We start from the raw sequence: 19509 nt of genomic DNA, 5'->3' as shown, positions 1-19509 counted from the left end.
GGTCGAACGTATGAATATGATGATGAAATACAGAACCATAATTGTAGAGGATGAGGCTTTAATTCGTCGTAATGTGTCACGAAAGTTCAAAGAGCTGAATACACGGTTTGAAGTCATCGGGGAGGCGAGAAATGGTCAGGAGGCGTTGCAACTTATCGAACAGAGTGTACCTGATCTGGTCATTACCGACATTCAGATGCCCGTGATGAACGGGCTTGAACTAGCAAAATATCTTTATTTTGCTTACCCGCATGTTAAAATTGTTATCCTTAGCGGGTATCATGAGTTCGAATATGCACGGCAGGCGATCCATTATAAAGTCGAAGATTATTTACTTAAACCGTTGTCGGAAGAACAGCTTCGTGCGCTGCTGGATGCGATGGAGCTGAAGCTGGGAAGCGCTGTGGATTCACTGTCACATGTAAGTGTCGTGCTGGAGGATCAGGTGAAAACGGAAGATATTGCAGCGTCAGTTAAGCTCTATCTCAAACAAAACTACATGCATGAGATTACATTGCAGGATATGGCAGCACAGATGCATTTCAGCGTAGACTATCTGGGGAAATGTTTTAAAAAGGTAACAGGGGAGACACCATTGAAATACCTGACGGGTCTGAGACTAAACGAGGCAAAACGTCTGCTTGCAGCGTATGAGCATTTGGATATCAAGACCATTGGCGGAGCGGTAGGGTATGCGGATTCACATTATTTTAGCAGGATTTTCAAAAACAAAACGGGCCTGTATCCGAGCGAGTATCGGCAACAGTGGCAGGTACAAAAAAAAGCTCTGTCCATGGATCAAGGCAATCCGGATGGGCTGAGCTGATTATTGGGATAATGCTTCTTCCGTAATTTTGCGGATATCAAACGGGGAGCGGTTACCTTCTTCGATAATATCGGGCAGGATGTGATTCAGGAAATAACGAACACAGTGGAGGTCGATATTTTTGATCTTGATCAATGCGTAGCGGTACATGACAATGAATTCTTTTTCCGTATTGCCGCGTTGTAGCTCTGCAAATGCTTCATATACTTGATCCATTTTATCAGCTACTTCAAGGATAAGCCCTTCAACGGAGTTGTCTTTACCTTCGCGCAGTTGTCTGCGGAAAATATCTTGAAACTCAGGTGGGATATTCTCATTAATAAAATGGGATACCATGCCTTCTTCCACCTGTTGCAACATGGAACGAAGCTCCAGCGAGTAGTGTTTGACCGGTGTTTTGATATCACCAATGAAAATTTCGCCATAATCATGGCTACTGGTGATCTCGTATAGCTTCTTCCAATCGATACTTACACCTTGCTGTTCTTCGATATCGGCGAGTGTTTTGGCGTATTGTACGACTTTCCAGGAGTGAGCGGATACACAATGTTCTTCGAATTTGAATTTGCCAGGGGTACGAATGATACGTTCAAGATCGTTCAGTGATCGGAAGTACGTATGGATTCCCATAAATGTGATCATCCTTTGCTAGTTTGGGTGGTCGATACACCGACTATACTGTGGTTATGTTAACCGAAGATTAACGATCTTTACACCCTATGTAAATTTGTAAAAGGAAGATCAAAAAGCCATGTGGGATGCTGAATCAGATTCAGTATCTCACATGGCTTTGAGTATATGTGAAAGGAAGGATATCTTGTATTCATGAAACTATTGATAGTAGTACTATCAGGAACATAATCTGCAGGAGGTGTATTATGCTTTTTTGCGTACCGGTGAAGTGTACCAGTAGGCCATACCAACAAACAAGGCGCCGCCGATGATGTTACCAAGTGTGACCGGAATCATATTGTGGAACCAACCAGCCAGCGAGATCGTATCCGGGTGGTTAGGCAACAGCCACGCCAGGGACAGGAGGGTCATGTTGGCTACACTGTGCTCATAACCGCTTGCGATAAAGGCATACAGACACCACCAGATGAGAACCAGTTTGGCGATATCTTCTTTGGAGCGGGCAGACATCCAGATGGCTAGACATACGAGCCAGTTACAGAGAATGCCGCGGAAGAAAAGCTCAGTTACTGGAGCACTCATTTTTTTGGCAGAAACAACGAACAGAAGATGCTCCGGGGTGGCTGCTTTGAACAGACCGCTCCCTACAATCAGCAGGCTGAGCAGGACGGCACCGATCAAGTTGCCGAGAAAAACAAGTCCCCAGTTTTTTAGCGTATCATTCACTGTGGTTCGTCCGGCGAGTGTGCTCATCGTAAAAAACATGTTGTTCCCTGTGAACAGTTCTGACCCGGCAAAGATCACCAGCGTCAGGGCGAGTCCGAAGGACATGCCCATCAGCATCGTTTGCAGTGGTGAGTGTGCGGCAAGCAGCGGAGCCCCGATACTAAAAATCAGGATAATGCCGAGCCCCACATATGCGCCTGCCATTAAGGCAGCGACCATGTAACGTGGCAAACTTGCATTCATCTGATCTCTCTTTTTGACGGCAGCTTCAATAATTCCTTCAACACTTGGTGTATACATCACGGTTTCCCCCATTAGTCAACATCAATCGCAATCCCCATTGTTACGGTAGAGCAGAGGTTATACAGCAATCCAGACCTGGTCATTCTCTACCTTGACCGGATACATCTGAACTTGACCGTTGTCTGGTGCTTGCACCTGACCTGTTGTCAAATCAATTTTCCAGTCGTACAGCGGATCATAGAGATAGTGTCCAGAGACAATGCCTTCCGCCAGCGGCCCACCCTTAGGGTGGGGGTTATGGTTGTCAGCAGCAAAGATGGTGCCATCCGAAGCACGGAATACCGCAAGCTGCAGATCTTCGATCTCGACAACTCTGCCAATGCGTGGCAGGAATTCATCTATAGCTCCAGCCGGGAAATACGTGCCTGTTTGTTTGGTTGTCATCGTAAACCACTCCTTTTGTATCAATTTGTTTCTCTACTTGAATCTCATATAATCTACTTTGGTTTACGGGCGAGCCGTAACTTCAATGCTATGGAACATTTTGCTTTGGCCTTCTTCATCACGAATCGCTTTTTGCCATGGTTCTTCCACCTGTGCAAGGGCAAACTCGATCCGTTCCATCAACGCTTTACGTTCCTCAACGTTATCCACAACAACCGAGCGGATGTGCTCCAGACCCATACGTTCTACCCATTCGGAAGTACGCTCCAAATAGTTACCTGTCTCGCGGTAGTACTGCATGATAGCTCCGCACAATTCGATCAGTTCATCATCGGTTTTGACTTTGCACAGCGAGTCAGCAAGCCTTGCTTTGATTCCGCCGTTACCACCGATGAAGATTTCCCAGCCGCCGTCATTGCCGACGATCCCGATATCCTTCGTGCATGCTTCTGCACAGTTCCGAGGACAGCCGTTCACGGCATATTTGAATTTGGCTGGCAGATCGAGACGTTCAAATTTACGTTCGATTCTCGCACCCATGGCCATCGAATCCTGTGTACCGAAGCGGCAGAATTGGGAGCCAACACATGTTTTAACCGTACGAAGCGATTTCGCGTAAGCGTAACCCGAAGGCATATCCAGCTCAGCCCATACTTTAGTCAAATCTTCTTTTTTGACGCCGATGAGATCAAGACGCTGACCGCCTGTCACTTTAACCGCTTTGATATCATATTTAACCGAAACGTCAGCGATCTTTTTCAGATCGGCTGGTGTCGTTACCCCGCCGTACATCCGAGGTACAACGGTGTATGTTCCGTCTTTTTGAATGTTGGCGTTCATACGTTCGTTAACAAACCGGGATTCTTTTTCATCCTCGTGTGTGTCCGGATAGATCATGCCCAGATAGTAGTTGATGGCCGGACGACATTTCGAGCAACCCTCAGGCTGGCTCCAGCCAAGTACATTCATGACTTCCTTGCTCGTTTGCAAGCCTTTTTCCCGGATTTCAGCTACAATCTCATCCCGTCCGAGAGTTGTACAGCTGCAGATTCCCTGTTTGCCACCGGCAGTGAAATTATCTCCAAGCACGTATTGTAAAATCTGTTCAACCACTGGTTTGCATCCTCCGCAAGAGCGGGTTGCACCTGTGCAGGCTTTAATCTCGTCAACTGTAGTTAGACCCTGGTTGGTAATGACATCCACGATGGCGCCTTTGGTTACGCCGTTACATCCACATACGATTTCATCCACCGGCATCGTTTCAACAGACGTTGTTTTTTTATGACCGCCGCAACCTGTACCCATAAGGGAACTGTACAATTCATCTGTCATTTCAGTCTGGTTTTTGATCAGTTTCTGCAGTTCAGTGGAATCCGTAATGTCACCAAAGAGTACAGCACCTACCATTTTGTTGTCACGAAGCAGGATTTTTTTGTACGTTCGTTTCCAGTCGTCTTTTTGCGAAATTACGTTATGTTCCGGGCTATCAATGAATTCGCCAGTAGAGAAGACGTCTACACCCGAAATTTTCAATTTGGTGGATACAACCGAGCCTTCATACGGAGCTGTTTCGACTCCGCAAATATGTTTCGCAAGAATCATTCCTTGTTCAAACAGTGGCGCCACAAGTCCGTAACACACACCGCGATGTTCATTACATTCTCCGACAGAGTAAACGTCTTTCAGTGAAGTCTGCATGTAGTCATCCACAATGATACCTCGGTTGACTTCGATCCCACTCTCCCGAGCTACCGCTATATTCGGTTTAATACCAACCGCCATGACCACAAAATCAACATTCAGCACAGATTCGTCGGCAAAACGTATACCTTCAACCCGTTCACCACCCAGTAGTTCGGAAGTTTGGGCGCCCATTTTGAACTTGATTCCCTGACGTTCCAGTTCAGCTTTCAACATGGCAGAAGCCTGAGGATCGAGCTGGCGTTCCATCAGATCATCCATAAGATGCACAACAGTAACGTCCATACCGAGTTGCACAAGTCCTTTGGCAGCTTCCAGGCCTAGCAGTCCGCCCCCGATGACAGCTGCTTTTTTGTATGCTTTTGCAGCTTCCAGCATGATATTGCAATCGGCGATATCGCGGAAACCAACGACACCCTGCTTGTCATGTCCGGGTACAGGGAGGATGAAAGAATTCGACCCTGTTGCAATGATAATTTTGTCATACGGAGCACGGTGTCCATCTTCGGTTACTACTTCACGAGTCTCGGCATCAATGCGGGCAACCGTGGTTCCTGTGTGAAGCGTAATGCCGTAGTCCTCGTACCAGTGGAGATCATTAAGGACAATGTCATCCAGCGTTTTACTACCTTCAAGTACGTAGGACAACATAATACGATTGTAGTTAGGATAAGGTTCTGTACCAAAAACCGTAATATCAAAGCGTGAAGTTAATTTTAGAATTTGTTCCACCGTGCTGATTCCGGCCATACCATTACCGATGACGACTAATTTTTCTTTATTTCCGTTCATGTGTGTAGCCCTCCCTTGGATAAACCTGTACATTTACCAACATTTTTAATGGCTTATATTTGAATTATACATCGACTGACTCAATCATAATGTGATTTATTTCACTAATTACGATAGATCATTCATATTAAAATAAGTGTGATGACCGTCACGAAAACAAAAATATTTTTAGAAATGAGAAATACGAACTATTGTTCTTATTTTTGGTTCGAGGTATGATCATAGTGGGGTCGGTTACGTTCCCTATTTTCTCGAAAGGACGTTTTTGCATCATGATGGGAAGATCCCACCTGATTATCGGTACAGGCGTTTCACTTTCAGTGTTGCAACTCCTTGGAATGCAGGTTACTGCTCCGGCTGTAACCGTTGCACTAATAGGATCGTTGTTGCCAGATATTGATGAGCCTAATTCATTGCTGGTATCGAAAGCATTGCCGAGCAGTTTGATTCGACTGTTGCAGACGATTCTTTTGCCTGCGGCTGTGTTTGTGTATTTTTACGTTCCGGCCAAACCGTGGAATCTGCTACTTGCTGTATTCATTGGGCTTGTGTCGTTCCTGCCTTCGCGATCACTGCGTAAAGTATTGATGTTTGCCATTGGACTGGGCTTGGTCTTTTATGGTCATGCTTTTGCTCCGTGGAATCTGATTGCAGGCAGCCTGCTTATGCTGTGCACAACACTTACACACAGGGGCTTAACCCATACCTTGTATGGAACAGCTGTTTGGGCGGGGTTACTGTACAGTACAACGCAGCAGCAAGGCCCAGAAATTTGGGTCGCTGGAGGTTCCGCTTATGCTCTTCATCTGCTTGCCGATTCCTTGACGAATCGGGGGATTCGTCCATTGCCGCCATTAAAACTGCGTATACGGGCAAATCTGATGAGTACGGGAACCAAACATGGAGCAGCTGTAGAAAATGTCTGCGTAATCCTGACACTGATTTTGGCATGGTTTGCATTCTCGCCTTTATTTCTGTAGTACAACCACAAACGCCAGCCCATTATTTATGGACTGGCGTTCTGAAATCAAGAGCTTAACTTGAGTAGTCGCTATGTTGACACGTCACGAAATCGCTGTTGTTTGATTACACATCAAGAACAAGCAAGTTAGACTTTAGTAGGTGTACCGCTAAGTGTATCGATATCTGTAGAACCAAAGGCTAGTAAAACAACAAGAATAAGTACAATTAGCATTTCGGCAAAACCGACTCCATCAAACTCAGACATCACAGCCACCTCTTTTCATGCTTGCATTTAGGAATTTATACGCTGCTGAAAAGCCTGAATGACATCGTTCAGGGTCATATCTCGGCCCGTTTCATCCAAAAATTGTACTAGTTTATCTGAATTAGAGGGTTCAATCTTTTGGAGTGTTTTATACTGGCCCACTAATTCTACAACTAATGTGGCTTCTCTAAACAGCGTGACCGCATCCACTCTTAATTTCCCGCTAACCAATAACGCGGCAACAATCAATTCAAGTTTTTTACCTTTTAAATTGCCACTCAGAAGGGTATTTGCGGCATTAGTTTTTCTGGAACCTTTATTTGATTTTCCGTTCCTTCCCATTGCCATACAAAGTTCCCCCGCTGTTTGATGTGTTGGTTCTTCATCTTTAGTTAACTAACCTTCCATTATCATATCTTATGTATCTCGTGCTCAACATGTTCAAACGATCCATATATTTATGTGACCATTAAAAAAAGAGATACCCCAAAAAAGATTCAATGAGGTATCCCTATAGTTTAAAGCTTTAAATCGTTGAATTATGCCTATATCAAGCGTTATTAATAATGGTTTCCATCGTTGTACGATCGAGACCTTTCACGAGCTTCACAATTAATTCTTTAGCCGCATCGTAATCATCGGTATGAATAATGGAAGAAGAGGTGTGAATATATCGGCCGCAGATGCCAATTACGGTGGAAGGTACACCAATACCGCTCAAGTGAACCTGACCTGCGTCCGTACCGCCCGGCGAGATGAAGTATTGCGTCTTAATCTTATTGGAAGCGGCAGTGTCCTTAACATACTCCACCATTCCACGATGCGTGAACATTCCTGGGTCGAAGATACGGAGCAATGCGCCCTGACCGATATGACCAAAGGACTGTTTGTCACCCGTCATGTCGTTCGCCGCACTACAGTCTAGAGCAAAGAAAATGTCCGGCTGAATGAGATTGGCAGCTGTACGTGCTCCGCGAAGTCCCAATTCTTCCTGAACCGTTGCACCGGAATAGAGAATATTCGGTAGCTTCTCTTTATGCAGTTCTTCCATCAGTTCAAGCGCTAGACCGACACCATAACGGTTATCCCAAGCTTTGGCCATTATTTTCTTAGGGTTTGCCATCGGTGTGAATTCACAGATCGGTACGATCTGCATTCCCGGATGAATCCCCCACGATTCTGCCTCCGCACGATCATCTGCGCCAATATCCAGATACATTGAATTCAAGTCTACCGGCTTGCTGCGCTGGGATTCATCCAGCAAGTGGGTAGGTGTAGAGCCGACAACGCCTGTAATCCTGCGCTCAGGAGTAATAATCTGAAGACGCTGTGAAAGCACAGCTTGACTCCACCATCCACCGAGCGGACGGAATTTGATCATACCTGTTTCCGTTATGCCTGTTGTCATGAAGCCGACTTCATCAAAATGTCCGGCCACCATGACTTTAGGGCCGGATTCATCTCCGCGTAGAACACCAAAGAGACTTCCCAGGCGATCTTGTACAAATTCATCGGTATATGCGGACAATTGCTCTTTCATCCAGCCGCGCAGTTCACGTTCGAAGCCGGAGGCGGAAGGGAACTCCGTTAATGTGCGAAACATGTCCAACGTTTTTTCATTCATGTGTTAACAACTCCTCTGTTGATATGTATATCAGGTCACAGTAAAACGGTTGCTGGCCTGGTGTCCTTTTTTTCGTACAAAGGACTCGTTATTAACCACTGGTCACATTATAGTATGAACCTTGCACAAGTGAATGTCCATGTTTATGTTACGTTTTTAAGGCATGATTTTGCGTGTTTAGTCTGGATTTTCCGTTTTTCTGTCCGCTGTTGTCTCAATCTTAGAGTTGCCTTCATGCATATGATTATAAAAGGGAGCCATATTCTTTGTAATCAGGCTGTCCTGTTAAACGACGTTTTAAGTGTAGGAAGGAGCCGGGATACAAGATGAAGCCTCCTGAAGAAGGAAATGAGAAGGTGCTGTTCATTGTACTCTTTATTTTACTCGTCATCATTCTTCTTTATTTATAGACCAAACAGGTTGTGAACTACAATTAAGCGGCGTGATTTATATAACTTCCCCATCTCTTTCATTTTGGAAACATCTGCTGTTTCTCGCCGGATACATAACCTTCCCCATAATAACAAACAATGTATAGAAGTGCTCCACAATCGCCATTCAGCTATAACTGCAAACCATTCACATAAAGGAGGTCCTGTGCTTGCCAGAACAATATGCAACTGGAAAGAAGAAAACTTCATCGCTGTCGATGGATGAGAAGGAATATAAAAAAGTCGCCAAAAAACATGAACCTTCACGTCCAATTTTCAAAAATTGTATCAAAGCTTTTCTGGTGGGGGGAACCGTCTGTTTGATTGGACAAGCGATCCAGGAAGCGTTTATGGCTGGGTTGGACATGACATCTAAGGAGGCTTCCAGTCCTACTGTCGCGGTCATGATCCTGATCTCCGTGATTCTGACCTGTCTTGGTGTGTACGACAAAATTGCGCAGTGGGCGGGAGCGGGTACAGGTGTCCCAGTCACAGGATTTGCCAATTCCATGTGCTCGGCTGCCTTGGAGCATCGTGCGGAGGGCCTGGTGCTCGGTGTTGGAGCAAATATGTTCAAGCTTGCAGGTTCCGTCATTGTTTTTGGGGTCGTAGCGGCTTTTATTATTGGCATCGTGTATGCCTTTTTGGGCTTCGGAGGTGGACATCTATGAAAAGGCTGGGCCGCCAGACCTGGGAGTATGAACATCAGCCGCGAATTATAGGCAGAGCTACCGTTGTAGGCCCAGATGAAGGTAAGGGGCCGTTATCTTCTGATTTTGATTACATTTATGATAACCTTGAGATCGGTGAGAAAACGTGGGAAAAAGCAGAGCGTAAACTGCTGGAACAAGCCTCTCAGCTCGCATTGGTGAACGCCAATATTACGAAGGAAGAACTGCATTATTTTGTCGGCGGGGATCTGATGAACCAGATTATCAGCAGTTCATTTTCGGCAAGGCAATTGGGTGCACCCTATCTTGGTGTATTTGGAGCCTGCTCAACCTCAATGGAGACGTTAGCACTTGCGTCCATGATTGTCGATTCCGGTGCCGGCGATTATGTACTCGCTGGAACGGTGAGTCATAACTGTACGGTGGAAAAGCAGTTTCGATATCCGACGGAGTATGGTTCCCAGAAACCGCCGTATGCACAGTACACCGTCACGGGTTCTGGCTGTGGTGTCGTTTCCCGCACAGGACAAGGCCCATATGTAGCAAAAGCCACGATTGGCCGGATTATGGATCTCGGTATCAAAGATCCTTTTAATATGGGTGCAGCGATGGCACCGGCAGCCGCCGATACGATTATTTCTCATTTTAGAGATACCGGGCTGGAGCCAGGATACTATGATCTCATCGTTACAGGTGATCTGGCTTCCGTCGGTTTGCCTATAACGAAGGAACTTTTGCATAAAGAAGGGATTCCGATGGAGCAGACTGTTTTTAACGATTGCGGACTCATGATCTATGATCGGGAAAATCAGCCTCAAGTCGTTGCCGGAGGAAGCGGCTGCGGGTGTTCTGCTACAGTTACTTATGGTCACATCCTGAACCGGTTGCATAAAGGGGATCTGAAGCGTGTGCTTGTAGTTGCAACAGGAGCGCTCCTGTCTCCACTCTCATACCAGCAGGGTGAAAGTATTCCTTGTATAGCACATGCTGTCGCAATTGAACAGGAGGGGTAAGAGATATGCAATTTCTATGGGCTTTTATCGTAGGTGGTCTGATCTGTGTAATTGGACAGCTGTTGATGGATGGTGCGAAGCTAACACCCGCGCATACAATGAGTACACTGGTGGTGGCTGGCGCGGTAGCAGATGCCTTTGGTTTGTACGACCCTCTGGTGAAATTCGCTGGTGCAGGGGCATCGGTTCCGATTACAAGTTTTGGAAATTCTTTGGTGCATGGAGCTTTAACTGAACTGGAAAAAGAGGGATGGATTGGCGTGATTACCGGTATTTTTGACCTCACCGCGGCAGGGATATCGTCGGCGATTATCTTTTCTTTTCTCGCGGCACTGGTTGTTCGTCCAAAAGGTTAAATTTAAAATATATACTGTGATAAGCAAAGGCTTCGGATCTATATGATCCGTGGCTTTTTTTTGTCGTACCGATGCGGTAAATGCGGTGAAGCTGACGACTGGAAACAAATTGTGAGTTCCTTCGAGTGTACTCGTGACGTTGGATCATGTACAATAAAAGGAAATCTGTATGCTTTTTTAGGAGGTTAGACCACATGCCTGTGCGCAAAGAGTCGATCCAAATCATCTCTGCAGTTCGTTCAAATCTGGAGTCCTGCATTATGGGGAAGTCCTTTGAAATTCAACTTTTACTTACAGCTTTGCTAGCAGGTGGACACGTTCTGATTGAAGACGTACCGGGAACGGGCAAAACACAGCTGATCAAAGCACTATCGAAATCCATGCGCGGGGAATACCGGCGTATTCAATGTAATCCTGATATCCTGCCAAGTGATATTACAGGAGTTTCTGTTTTCCATCCGAAGGATGAGCGTTTTTATTTCCGACCGGGTCCGGTTATGACCAATATTTTGCTCGCAGACGAGATTAACCGTGCAACGACGAAAACGCAATCTGCATTGCTTGAGGTCATGGAAGAGCGCAGTGTAACCGTAGACGGTGACACGTACGATCTCCCGCATCCTTTTATGCTCTGTGCTACACAGAATCCGATTGACTTTGAGGGGACGTATACGTTACCCGAAGCACAACTCGACCGCTTTATGTTAAAAATCAGTCTCGGTTATCCCGACAAGGATATTGAAAAGACGTTGCTGAAGCAACATCAGTCGGGCCAACCGGTAGATCGGCTTGAATCCGTGACTCACATGGATCAGATCTCGGCTATCCAGCAAGAGATTAAAGAAGTGTTCATCGGAGATCCTGTGATGGACTATCTGCTGGATGTTGTTCGCCACACGCGCACACACCCTTCTGTTTTATTAGGAGCTAGCCCAAGGGCTGCGATTTCCTTCATGATGGCCGTAAAAGCTTTTGCCTTCTTGCAAGAAAGAGACTACGTGCTACCGGATGATGTGAAAACGATGGCTCCGTATGTCATCTCTCATCGTATTGTACTTCGTCCCGAATCCAGATTGGACAGCATGAGCTCAGAGGCCGTTCTGAACGCTGTATTACAGCAGGTTCGTGTGCCTGTATCGATGGGGCAATAGTTGATGAGACCGCTTTTGACTACAGTCAATCGAGGCTTACGCCACCCTCGCGTATGGGGCATCGCCGTGGTGTGGATGTGCTGCGTTGCGTACGTTTTATTTCAAGGAGGAAAGACCTCACTTATGCTTTTGTCCATGGTGACGCTACTTTGCCTGTATCTTGCGATTGCTGGATTCAGCGGTGTGAAACGGGCTCAGGGCGTACGGAGGCTCTCTTCCGGACAGGATCATGAAGAACTGCTTCATGCCGGTGATCAGGTCCGCGTGAAGCTGAACTTGACCATTCCGGGATTTCTTCCGCTTCCTTATGTGGTCGTGCGTGAGATGTTACATCGACATAATGGGGAATCATGGTCATTTAAGGAAAGTCTGATCCCGAGTATGCGGGGAACGGGTGAACTTTCCTTTCAAACTCCGCCGCTTGAGCGGGGGAAATATGTTTTCTCGGAAACGGAATGTGCTAGCGAGGATATTTTTGGATTGATCGAACATCGTGGAACATTCAAGGCCAGCGGTGAATTTCGTGTTTTACCTCGTACGGTATTTATTCCTTATTGGCAGCTTTATGATCGCAAGTCACGCTTGTCTGGACCACAAACAGCCTTGACACGTTCACGCAGGGAAACAACCCAGATCAACGGTGTGCGTGACTACGTTTACGGGGACCGTCTTTCTCGCATTCACTGGAATGCCACAGCCAAAACAGGCAACTGGAAATCTAAAGAATTTGAACATGAGTCTGTGCCTAAAACCATCCTGGTACTCGATGCGCTCGCCGGAAGTTATCCGCACGGTGAAGCATTCGAACTGGCCGTTTCTACTACAGCTTCTCTGCTAGACTATGGCAGTAGGGAGCGCATGGGCATGGGGTTGTTAACCTTGGCTGATAAGTCATCCTTCATGCCTCCAAGTGAAAGTCTGATTGAACGGCAGAAGATGATGCATCATCTCGTGGATATCCAGGATAACGGAAAAGATGCTACCTTGTTGCCTGGAGTTGAGAAAATAGCGCGTCAGTTCCCACAGGGAGCTTATTTTGTTGTCGTTTCTCCACAAAAAGATGAAAAGATAATTGAGCTACTTCGTTGGGCAGATACACGTGGCATGACTCCATGTCACATTTTGATTGATTCCAATGAATCCCGCCAAAGTAAGGAATGGAATGCCATGTTGCGTGGCAGGGGCACGAGATCATTCACCGTTGCTCATCTGCAGGAGCTTCCAACGGTTATGGGGGGAGGTTCGGTATGAATGCCATAAGAAATGAAAGTTTGGGATTAAAAAGATCCTGGTATCATGCGGCATCTTTGCTATGGATATTTCTCATTGCGCTGCAATGGATATCGTTCACCCAGGAGTCATGGTATACCGAGACAACTTCGCTGGTGCTGTGGACTCTGGCGGCTGTAAGTATTCTGGAGGTCATTCTTCCCTTTAGAATGCTGTATCGAACGATAATCAAGGCGGTTGTTCTCTTATATATTTTGCATAAAACGTTGATTGATTACATGGTTTACATCCCTTATGGAACGCTGACAGAGCGTGTGGAGCAATTTATCTTGCACATGCCTCCGTATGTCTGGTTTTCCTTGTGTGCATGGGTGATGTTGGAGGTTGCACTTCGCCTTGTAAACTCAACCCGCCGTATCCTGGTGTTTCTGGGAGTTAATATCATATCTCTAGGCATATTGGATTCATTTACTCAAATTCCGCTCTGGGTTGAGATCGCTTGGGTAATGTTTGCAGGTATGGGGTGGCTCGTATGTCAGCACTTCCGTAATTATCAGCTGCAGTACCCTCAGGGCTGGAAACGAATGATTCGGTATCCTTATAAAATACTGGCGAATATTGCTATCATTTTCTCATTAATTATTGTTGCCAGTGTGAACATGCCGGAAATTCCGCCAACCTTGACCGATCCGTACACCGCTTGGCGGAATTACACGGGAACATCCGCAAATCAATCCGGGAATGGAGTACTGGATATTCCTACAGCGACGGAGTCAGGATACAGCCGCGAGGACAGTCAGCTTGGCGGAGGATTTAACTTTGATTACACCCCAGTCATGTCAATCACGACCAGTGACCGAAGCTACTGGCGAGGGGAAACGCGTTCTGAATATACGGGTACGGGCTGGGATGAGCCTGGACGTGCTTCTATGGAGAATGTGTCAGCCAGTCAAACGCTGGAAAATGAAGAGGCTGGTAAAGTAAAAACGAAAAAAGTCACGCAGAAAGTAACGATGTTGAATGACACGGTATATCCCATTTTGTTTGGTGCGTATTCCATATCACAAGTGAGCTTGGTGAATGGTGAAGAAAGAGCGGATCGTATGCTTTGGAATACAGAGCGGGCGGAGTTGCACGTGGTCACATCGCGTCAGCAACCGCAATATCCCAAAAACTATACGGTTGTATCCGAAGTGCCGATTATCGTGGAAGACGAGCTTCGTACCAAATCAGCAGATGCCCTGTATACCAGCAATCCGGCAGAGGACAAGTATTTACAATTACCTTCCCGATTCCCCGAAAGGGTAAAGGATCTCGCAGCCGAGGTTACTGCGTCTGCAAAAACACCGTATGAAAAAGTAGCATTACTGCAAGACTATTTACAACAAAACTTCAACTACACCAACAATCCGGATCTGTCCCGGAAAGTGAGCAATGATTTTGTTGAAGGTTTCTTGTTTGATATTCGTGAAGGATATTGTGATTACTTTTCCACCGCGCTTGTGATGATGGCAAGGGCCGAAGGTATCCCAGCCAGATGGGTAAAAGGTTATGCACCTGGACAGATGTCCCTGAACTCGGACATGCAGGCTCCACGTCAGCCGGGTGCACCCATTGAAACGACCTACACGGTTACGAATGCGGATGCTCATTCGTGGGCAGAGGTATATTTTGGCGAATACGGATGGATTCCGGTTGAAGCAACCCCGGGATTTGATATGCCATTGCTAACCGAATCACCTGAAGTCCAGCCGGCTGATCAGCCAGAAGATCAACCAGAGGAAGAACCGGTTCAAGAAGAAAAACAAGCCCCAACGCCTGAGCAGACTTCAAACATGATTCCAACCTTTGTGATCTGGATTGCCGCTGCTGTTATTGTACTGTGGGTAGCCTATATGTTCTGGCGCAACCGCCTTTCGTTGCGATTCTTGTTACTTCGCCTGCGGACCGGCAGACCGTTGACACCTGAACAGAAGGTGCTGGCTGAAACAGAACGCTGGATTCGTTATGCGAGAAGACGAGGTCTAACGCGCAGTGGTGACGAAACGCTTCGTGAGTCAGTAACTCGCTGGAGTCAGCTTAGACCATCTGCCCAAACGACTTTTGAAGAGCTATTAATGAAGTTTGAACAGACCCGCTACAGTCCGGCAACGGTAACCGCCGATGATTGGAAGGTTGTCTATCAGGCAGCTTTGAAGCTGCGGAAGGAACTGAAAGCGGAACGGGCATAGAACATGCCCGTCCCGTTTTTCCTTTTTTTAACGTGATAAAGGGTGTTTTCATTTTCAGGAAAGACAGATTTGTGATATAGTGTGTCGTATGAAACTGAGGTGACTTCTTTGTTTAAAATGTTAATGCCCAAGCTGCGTGTAGACACAGTTTTTGATATTGATTTGGATGAACTGTACGCTCAAGGGTATCGTGGAATCATAACTGACCTGGATAATACGCTTGTTGGAGCCAAAGCACCTGATGCTACACCAGAATTGATCGAATGGTTCGCGCGTGTAAAAGAGGTGGGATTCAAGCTGATGATTGTGTCCAATAACAATCTGAATCGGGTGTCCCTGTTTGCGACTCCGCTGGATATCCAGTTTGTGCATAGTGCACGCAAACCATCGAATGTACCGTTTCGTAAAGCAATGAAGATGATGGAGCTTGCTCCCGAAAAAACGATTGTTGTAGGGGATCAGATGCTTACCGACGTTTATGGAGGGAACAGACTTGGACTCTATACGGTTCTGGTGCTGCCCATTTCCATCGGAGATGAGGGCTTTATGACTCGCTTTAATCGGAGAGTAGAACGGATTGCCCTGTCGAATTTGCGTAAGAAAGGCTTATGGCTTGAGGAGGAAAAGAAGAAATGACAGAACCGCATAACGGCAATATTGCCGTAAGATGCAGTGGATGCGGCGTGAATTTACAAACGGAAAATCCGGATTTGCCCGGATATCTTCCAGAAAAAGCACTTGACCGTGAACCGGTCATCTGCCAGCGCTGTTTCCGTATCAAAAATTATAATGAGTCATCATCTGTAACGGTGGATCAGGACGAGTTCCTGGCTCTGCTCAGCAAAATCGGGGATAAGGATGCACTCGTCATTCATATCGTTGATTTGTTTGATTTTGACGGCAGTATTATCTCTGGCTTGCAACGCTTTGTTGGAAACAATCCGGTACTGCTTGCCGTGAACAAAACGGACTTGTTGCCTAAAGTTACCAACTGGAACAAAGTTCGGAACTGGGTGCAAAAGCAAGCCAAAGAACAAGGCCTGCGGACAGTAGATGTTGTGCTCTGCAGTGCGAAGCAAAACCAAGGCTTTGACCGTCTGCTTGAGCTTGTTGGCACGTACCGTGGAGATCGGGATGTGTACGTTGTCGGTGGAACCAATGTCGGTAAATCGACACTGATTAACCGTTTGATCCGAGACTACAGCGATCTGGAACAGGAACTGACGACCTCGCGTTATCCGGGAACGACACTGGATATGGTGAACATTCCGCTAGACGATGGAAAATATATTATTGATACGCCGGGAATTGTGTATCCTTGGCGCTTCAGTGAAATTGTATCCCGTAAGGATCTGGCTGCAATTATGCCTGAGAAACCGCTTAAACCTGCGGTATATCAATTGAATTCCGGTCAGACACTGTTCTTCGGTGGGATGGCCAGGTTTGATTTTATTGAAGGGGATCGCCAATCGTTCACTTGTTTTATCAGCACTGCGCTAGATATTCATCGGACAAAATTGGAACGGGCAGATGATCTGTACCGTGATCACCTCGGAGAATTGCTTTCTCCGCCAACCCGTGAGAATGCCGCTGAGATGCCGGAATGGACGAGACATGAATTCCGGATTAAACGTGGCAGTCAGTCGGACATATTCATCTCTGGTCTGGGCTGGATCAAGGTTAACGGAGATAAGGGTGCTTTAGTGGCTGTCCATGTTCCAAAAGGCATTCGGGTGCAGATTCGTCCTTCCCTGATCTAGTTTGGATGGCGGGACCTAATTCCAACAACGGATCAGATCGGAGGCGTATCGATGTCAGCAGAAAATAAGTTCAATTCTTCACTTCCCGTACTGCTGGGTGTAATGGGTGACCCGATTGCTCATTCCAAATCTCCGGCCATGCATAATGCTGCTTTGCAAGCAGCAGGTGTGCACGGAATGTACATGCCGCTGCATGTGCAGCCTGATCAGCTCGAAGCTGCTATTCGTGGCATTGTTGCCTTGGGTTATCGTGGTGTTAATGTCACGATTCCGCATAAGGAGCAGGTGATGCAATACCTCGATGTGATCGATGACAGTGCTCGCTTAATTGGAGCAGTCAATACGATCGTGAACGAAAATGGCAAGCTGACAGGGTACAATACCGACGGAATCGGATATGTGCGCTCGTTGAAAGAAGAGGCTGTTCCTCAGCTTGAAGGGAAAAGGATCGCTGTTCTTGGCGCAGGCGGCGCGGCAAGAGGTGTTATCTATGCGCTTGCTCTGGAAAAGCCCGAACAGATCAGCATCCTGAACCGCACAGCTGACAGAGCACTTACTCTTGCTACGGATCTGCGAAGCCATGGTCTGGGAGACATCTCCGGCAACGGGATGCAGGATGCTCAAGCTGTTCTTGCCACGGCAGATATCGTTATTAATACAACAGCAGCGGGCATGCATCCACATGTGGATGATGTTCCAGTTGATCCTGCATGGATTCGCGAAGGGGCAGCTGTTAGCGATCTGATATACAACCCGCTCGAAACCCGTCTGCTCCGTGAGTCCCGTTTGCGCGGATGCACCGTGCATGGCGGACTCGGAATGTTTGTTTATCAAGGGGCCGTTGCATTTGAACACTGGCTTGGCATTCCCGCCCCTGTTGACACGATGAGACGAGCAGTACTGGATAGTTTTGAAAAATAATAATTGAACGGCCAGGCTCTGAATCAGTCTAGGGCTACATGCAGGGCCTGCTCAACATAAGGAGTATGAAGTATTCATGTTAACTGGTAAACAAAAGCGCTTTTTGCGGTCACAAGCACATCATCTGACCCCTGTGTTTCAAATTGGTAAAGGGGGCACGAATGAGCATTTGTTCCGTCACATCGAAGAGGCCATTGAGAAGCGCGAACTGATGAAAGTTCAAGTGCTCAACAATAACCTTGACGATAAAAATGAAATTGCTGCAGAGGTAGCTCGTGAAACAGGCAGTGAGCTCGTACAAGTGATTGGGAGCACCATTATCCTCTACAAAGAATCACGTGACAATAAACAAATCGAACTTCCAAGATAAGGAGCGTGGCGCGGGTGAAGATCGGCATCATGGGCGGTACGTTTGATCCGATCCACATGGGGCATCTGCTGGCAGCAGAAGCGGCAAGGGATTCGCATGCTCTGGATGAAATCTGGTTTATGCCGTCTCATGTCCCGCCTCACAAACCCAGTGCAGGTGCGACGGGGCAACAGCGCCTGGAAATGACTGAGTTGGCTGTGAAGCAAGCTACTCAGTATGAGGTACTAGGTATCGAAATGGAGCTTGGCGGCGTATCTTATACGATTGACACCATGCGTGAATTGTGGCGCCGTTTCCCTGAGCATGAGTTTTATTTTATCATTGGGGCGGATATGGTGAATTACCTTCCCAAATGGGAAGAGATTGAAGAATTGGCGTCCAAAATGACCTTCATCGGTGTTGGACGTCCGGGCTTCCAGCTACATCTGGATGATTTACCGGATGCATTGCAGGGACGGGTTCTGCTGGCCGAGATGCCTCTTGTTGATATTTCATCTACGGCGATACGCAGACGACTGGCGAAGGGGCATTCGGTGCGGTTTATGATCCCGGATGCAGTTCATCAATACATTGTAAGGAGCGGTTTATATGGCACTAAGCCGTGAGGGGTTAATCGAGGCTGTCTCTGCACAGATGCCGGCCAAGCGCTGGAAACATACGCAGGGTGTCATGGAATCAGCCGTTGTCTTGGCTGAAAAGTATGGTGCTGATCCGGTAAAAGCGGATATAGCGGCGATTTTACATGACGTGGCCAAATATTGGCCAGTAGCCGAGATGGAAGCCGTTATTCGTGATAACGGATTAAATATTGAACTTTTACATCATGATAAGCAGCTTTGGCATTCGGAAGTGGGTGCCTTTGTAGCTGAACGGGATTATGGTGTGTCCGATTCAGAGATTATTAACGCCATTCGGTGGCATACTTCTGGTAGGGTAGGGATGAGCCTGCTGGACAAAGTGGTATGCCTTGCCGATTATATTGAGCCGGGACGTGATTTCCCGGGTGTAGAGTACATTCGTGAGCAGGCACAGCGCAGTCTGGAGGAAGGTTTGATTGCCGGTTTTGATTCGACGATCAGCCTATTGCTTTCCCAGCGCCGTGTTATCTACCCGCTTACGGTGCTCTCACGTAATGACTTGATTGCACAATTATAGATT

At 46.9% G+C, this 19509-nt stretch carries 20 protein-coding genes; 14 read left to right on the top strand and 6 right to left on the bottom strand.

What is annotated here, in order from left to right; all coding sequences use genetic code 11:
• The first annotated feature begins 10 nt into the window (after positions 1–10).
• Entirely contained in the window at positions 11–826 is an 816-nt protein-coding gene (locus tag ACT89M_RS20440) for a response regulator transcription factor (protein WP_261764457.1), read from the top strand.
• Here the strand turns inward: ACT89M_RS20440 and ACT89M_RS20435 are convergent, their stop codons facing one another.
• From ACT89M_RS20435 to nirB, 4 genes are all read right to left on the bottom strand, one after another.
• On the bottom strand, positions 827–1456 hold the full coding sequence (locus tag ACT89M_RS20435) for a YfbR-like 5'-deoxynucleotidase (protein ID WP_090914967.1): 630 nt from the start codon (positions 1454–1456) through the stop codon (positions 827–829).
• A gap of 246 nt (positions 1457–1702) precedes the next feature.
• Entirely contained in the window at positions 1703–2485 is a 783-nt protein-coding gene (locus ACT89M_RS20430; protein WP_145332246.1) for a formate/nitrite transporter family protein, read from the bottom strand.
• A gap of 60 nt (positions 2486–2545) precedes the next feature.
• On the bottom strand, positions 2546–2872 hold the full coding sequence (gene nirD, locus ACT89M_RS20425; protein ID WP_154887965.1) for a nitrite reductase small subunit NirD: 327 nt from the start codon (positions 2870–2872) through the stop codon (positions 2546–2548).
• A gap of 63 nt (positions 2873–2935) precedes the next feature.
• Positions 2936–5365, bottom strand: coding sequence for a nitrite reductase large subunit NirB (gene nirB, locus ACT89M_RS20420; RefSeq protein ID WP_154887967.1), 2430 nt, complete (start codon positions 5363–5365; stop codon positions 2936–2938).
• 272 nt (positions 5366–5637) lie between these two features.
• Between nirB and ACT89M_RS20415 the strand changes: the two genes are divergently transcribed.
• Positions 5638–6345, top strand: coding sequence for a metal-dependent hydrolase (locus ACT89M_RS20415; RefSeq protein WP_154887969.1), 708 nt, complete (start codon positions 5638–5640; stop codon positions 6343–6345).
• A 275-nt stretch (positions 6346–6620) separates the two neighbouring features.
• Here the strand turns inward: ACT89M_RS20415 and ACT89M_RS20410 are convergent, their stop codons facing one another.
• Together ACT89M_RS20410 and ACT89M_RS20405 are read right to left on the bottom strand one after the other, a co-directional pair.
• Positions 6621–6941, bottom strand: a complete 321-nt coding sequence (locus tag ACT89M_RS20410) for a hypothetical protein (RefSeq protein WP_154887971.1) — start codon at positions 6939–6941, stop codon at positions 6621–6623.
• A gap of 202 nt (positions 6942–7143) precedes the next feature.
• Positions 7144–8217 carry a M42 family metallopeptidase gene (locus tag ACT89M_RS20405; RefSeq protein ID WP_154887973.1) on the bottom strand — a complete coding sequence of 358 codons (1074 nt, stop codon included), beginning with the start codon at positions 8215–8217 and terminating at the stop codon, positions 7144–7146.
• A gap of 649 nt (positions 8218–8866) precedes the next feature.
• Between ACT89M_RS20405 and spoVAC the strand changes: the two genes are divergently transcribed.
• The 12 genes from spoVAC to yqeK all read left to right on the top strand — a co-directional run bounded on the left by spoVAC (position 8867) and on the right by yqeK (position 19506).
• Complete coding sequence (spoVAC, locus tag ACT89M_RS20400; RefSeq protein ID WP_090915634.1) at positions 8867–9319, top strand: stage V sporulation protein AC; 453 nt, start codon at positions 8867–8869, stop codon at positions 9317–9319.
• A complete protein-coding gene (gene spoVAD, locus ACT89M_RS20395; RefSeq protein WP_308722839.1) occupies positions 9316–10332 on the top strand; it encodes a stage V sporulation protein AD in 1017 nt (338 codons plus the stop codon). Before spoVAC ends, spoVAD begins: the two co-directional genes overlap by 4 nt.
• Positions 10333–10337: 5 nt before the next feature.
• Positions 10338–10688: a stage V sporulation protein AE gene (spoVAE, locus tag ACT89M_RS20390; protein WP_090914950.1), complete on the top strand. Its 351-nt coding sequence runs from the start codon at positions 10338–10340 to the stop codon at positions 10686–10688.
• 194 nt (positions 10689–10882) lie between these two features.
• Positions 10883–11839: an AAA family ATPase gene (locus tag ACT89M_RS20385; RefSeq protein WP_090914948.1), complete on the top strand. Its 957-nt coding sequence runs from the start codon at positions 10883–10885 to the stop codon at positions 11837–11839.
• A gap of 3 nt (positions 11840–11842) precedes the next feature.
• Entirely contained in the window at positions 11843–13090 is a 1248-nt protein-coding gene (locus ACT89M_RS20380; protein ID WP_154888615.1) for a DUF58 domain-containing protein, read from the top strand.
• The gene (locus tag ACT89M_RS20375; protein WP_487344791.1) at positions 13087–15300 is read left to right on the top strand and encodes a DUF4129 domain-containing transglutaminase family protein; all 2214 of its coding nucleotides are present in this window, start codon (positions 13087–13089) and stop codon (positions 15298–15300) included. The genes ACT89M_RS20380 and ACT89M_RS20375 overlap by 4 nt, the downstream gene beginning before the upstream one ends.
• 108 nt (positions 15301–15408) lie before the next feature.
• Positions 15409–15936 (top strand): YqeG family HAD IIIA-type phosphatase, encoded by a 528-nt coding sequence (locus tag ACT89M_RS20370; protein ID WP_090914942.1) that lies wholly within the window; start codon positions 15409–15411, stop codon positions 15934–15936.
• Positions 15933–17060 carry a ribosome biogenesis GTPase YqeH gene (yqeH, locus tag ACT89M_RS20365; RefSeq protein ID WP_154887979.1) on the top strand — a complete coding sequence of 376 codons (1128 nt, stop codon included), beginning with the start codon at positions 15933–15935 and terminating at the stop codon, positions 17058–17060. The genes ACT89M_RS20370 and yqeH overlap by 4 nt, the downstream gene beginning before the upstream one ends.
• A 51-nt stretch (positions 17061–17111) precedes the next feature.
• Entirely contained in the window at positions 17112–17981 is an 870-nt protein-coding gene (gene aroE, locus ACT89M_RS20360) for a shikimate dehydrogenase (protein ID WP_154887981.1), read from the top strand.
• A gap of 76 nt (positions 17982–18057) precedes the next feature.
• On the top strand, positions 18058–18351 hold the full coding sequence (yhbY, locus tag ACT89M_RS20355) for a ribosome assembly RNA-binding protein YhbY (protein WP_090914936.1): 294 nt from the start codon (positions 18058–18060) through the stop codon (positions 18349–18351).
• Between the two features lie 14 nt (positions 18352–18365).
• Positions 18366–18956 (top strand): nicotinate-nucleotide adenylyltransferase, encoded by a 591-nt coding sequence (locus ACT89M_RS20350; protein WP_090914933.1) that lies wholly within the window; start codon positions 18366–18368, stop codon positions 18954–18956.
• Positions 18940–19506, top strand: a complete 567-nt coding sequence (gene yqeK / locus ACT89M_RS20345; protein WP_154887983.1) for a bis(5'-nucleosyl)-tetraphosphatase (symmetrical) YqeK — start codon at positions 18940–18942, stop codon at positions 19504–19506. The genes ACT89M_RS20350 and yqeK overlap by 17 nt, the downstream gene beginning before the upstream one ends.
• The last annotated feature ends 3 nt before the right edge of the window (positions 19507–19509 follow it).

The sequence above is a fragment of the Paenibacillus sp. NN59 genome, assembly GCF_057597225.1.
The sequence above is the reverse complement of the archived record's forward strand: the minus strand, read 5'-3'. Positions and strand labels throughout refer to the sequence as shown.

Bases quoted from the DNA above. Each gene is read 5' to 3' on its own strand.
- yqeH (WP_154887979.1), top strand. From the start codon at position 15,933: ATGACAGAACCGCATAACGGCAATATTGCCGTAAGATGCAGTGGATGC.
- yhbY (WP_090914936.1), top strand. From the start codon at position 18,058: ATGTTAACTGGTAAACAAAAGCGCTTTTTGCGGTCACAAGCACATCAT.
- spoVAC (WP_090915634.1), top strand. From the start codon at position 8,867: ATGGATGAGAAGGAATATAAAAAAGTCGCCAAAAAACATGAACCTTCA.
- aroE (WP_154887981.1), top strand. From the start codon at position 17,112: ATGTCAGCAGAAAATAAGTTCAATTCTTCACTTCCCGTACTGCTGGGT.
- ACT89M_RS20430 (WP_145332246.1), bottom strand. From the start codon at position 2,485: ATGTATACACCAAGTGTTGAAGGAATTATTGAAGCTGCCGTCAAAAAG.
- ACT89M_RS20435 (WP_090914967.1), bottom strand. From the start codon at position 1,456: ATGGGAATCCATACGTACTTCCGATCACTGAACGATCTTGAACGTATC.
- ACT89M_RS20440 (WP_261764457.1), top strand. From the start codon at position 11: ATGAATATGATGATGAAATACAGAACCATAATTGTAGAGGATGAGGCT.
- ACT89M_RS20385 (WP_090914948.1), top strand. From the start codon at position 10,883: ATGCCTGTGCGCAAAGAGTCGATCCAAATCATCTCTGCAGTTCGTTCA.
- ACT89M_RS20415 (WP_154887969.1), top strand. From the start codon at position 5,638: ATGATGGGAAGATCCCACCTGATTATCGGTACAGGCGTTTCACTTTCA.
- spoVAD (WP_308722839.1), top strand. From the start codon at position 9,316: ATGAAAAGGCTGGGCCGCCAGACCTGGGAGTATGAACATCAGCCGCGA.
- yqeK (WP_154887983.1), top strand. From the start codon at position 18,940: ATGGCACTAAGCCGTGAGGGGTTAATCGAGGCTGTCTCTGCACAGATG.
- ACT89M_RS20410 (WP_154887971.1), bottom strand. From the start codon at position 6,941: ATGGCAATGGGAAGGAACGGAAAATCAAATAAAGGTTCCAGAAAAACT.
- nirB (WP_154887967.1), bottom strand. From the start codon at position 5,365: ATGAACGGAAATAAAGAAAAATTAGTCGTCATCGGTAATGGTATGGCC.
- ACT89M_RS20375 (WP_487344791.1), top strand. From the start codon at position 13,087: ATGAATGCCATAAGAAATGAAAGTTTGGGATTAAAAAGATCCTGGTAT.
- ACT89M_RS20405 (WP_154887973.1), bottom strand. From the start codon at position 8,217: ATGAATGAAAAAACGTTGGACATGTTTCGCACATTAACGGAGTTCCCT.
- ACT89M_RS20380 (WP_154888615.1), top strand. From the start codon at position 11,843: ATGAGACCGCTTTTGACTACAGTCAATCGAGGCTTACGCCACCCTCGC.
- nirD (WP_154887965.1), bottom strand. From the start codon at position 2,872: ATGACAACCAAACAAACAGGCACGTATTTCCCGGCTGGAGCTATAGAT.
- spoVAE (WP_090914950.1), top strand. From the start codon at position 10,338: ATGCAATTTCTATGGGCTTTTATCGTAGGTGGTCTGATCTGTGTAATT.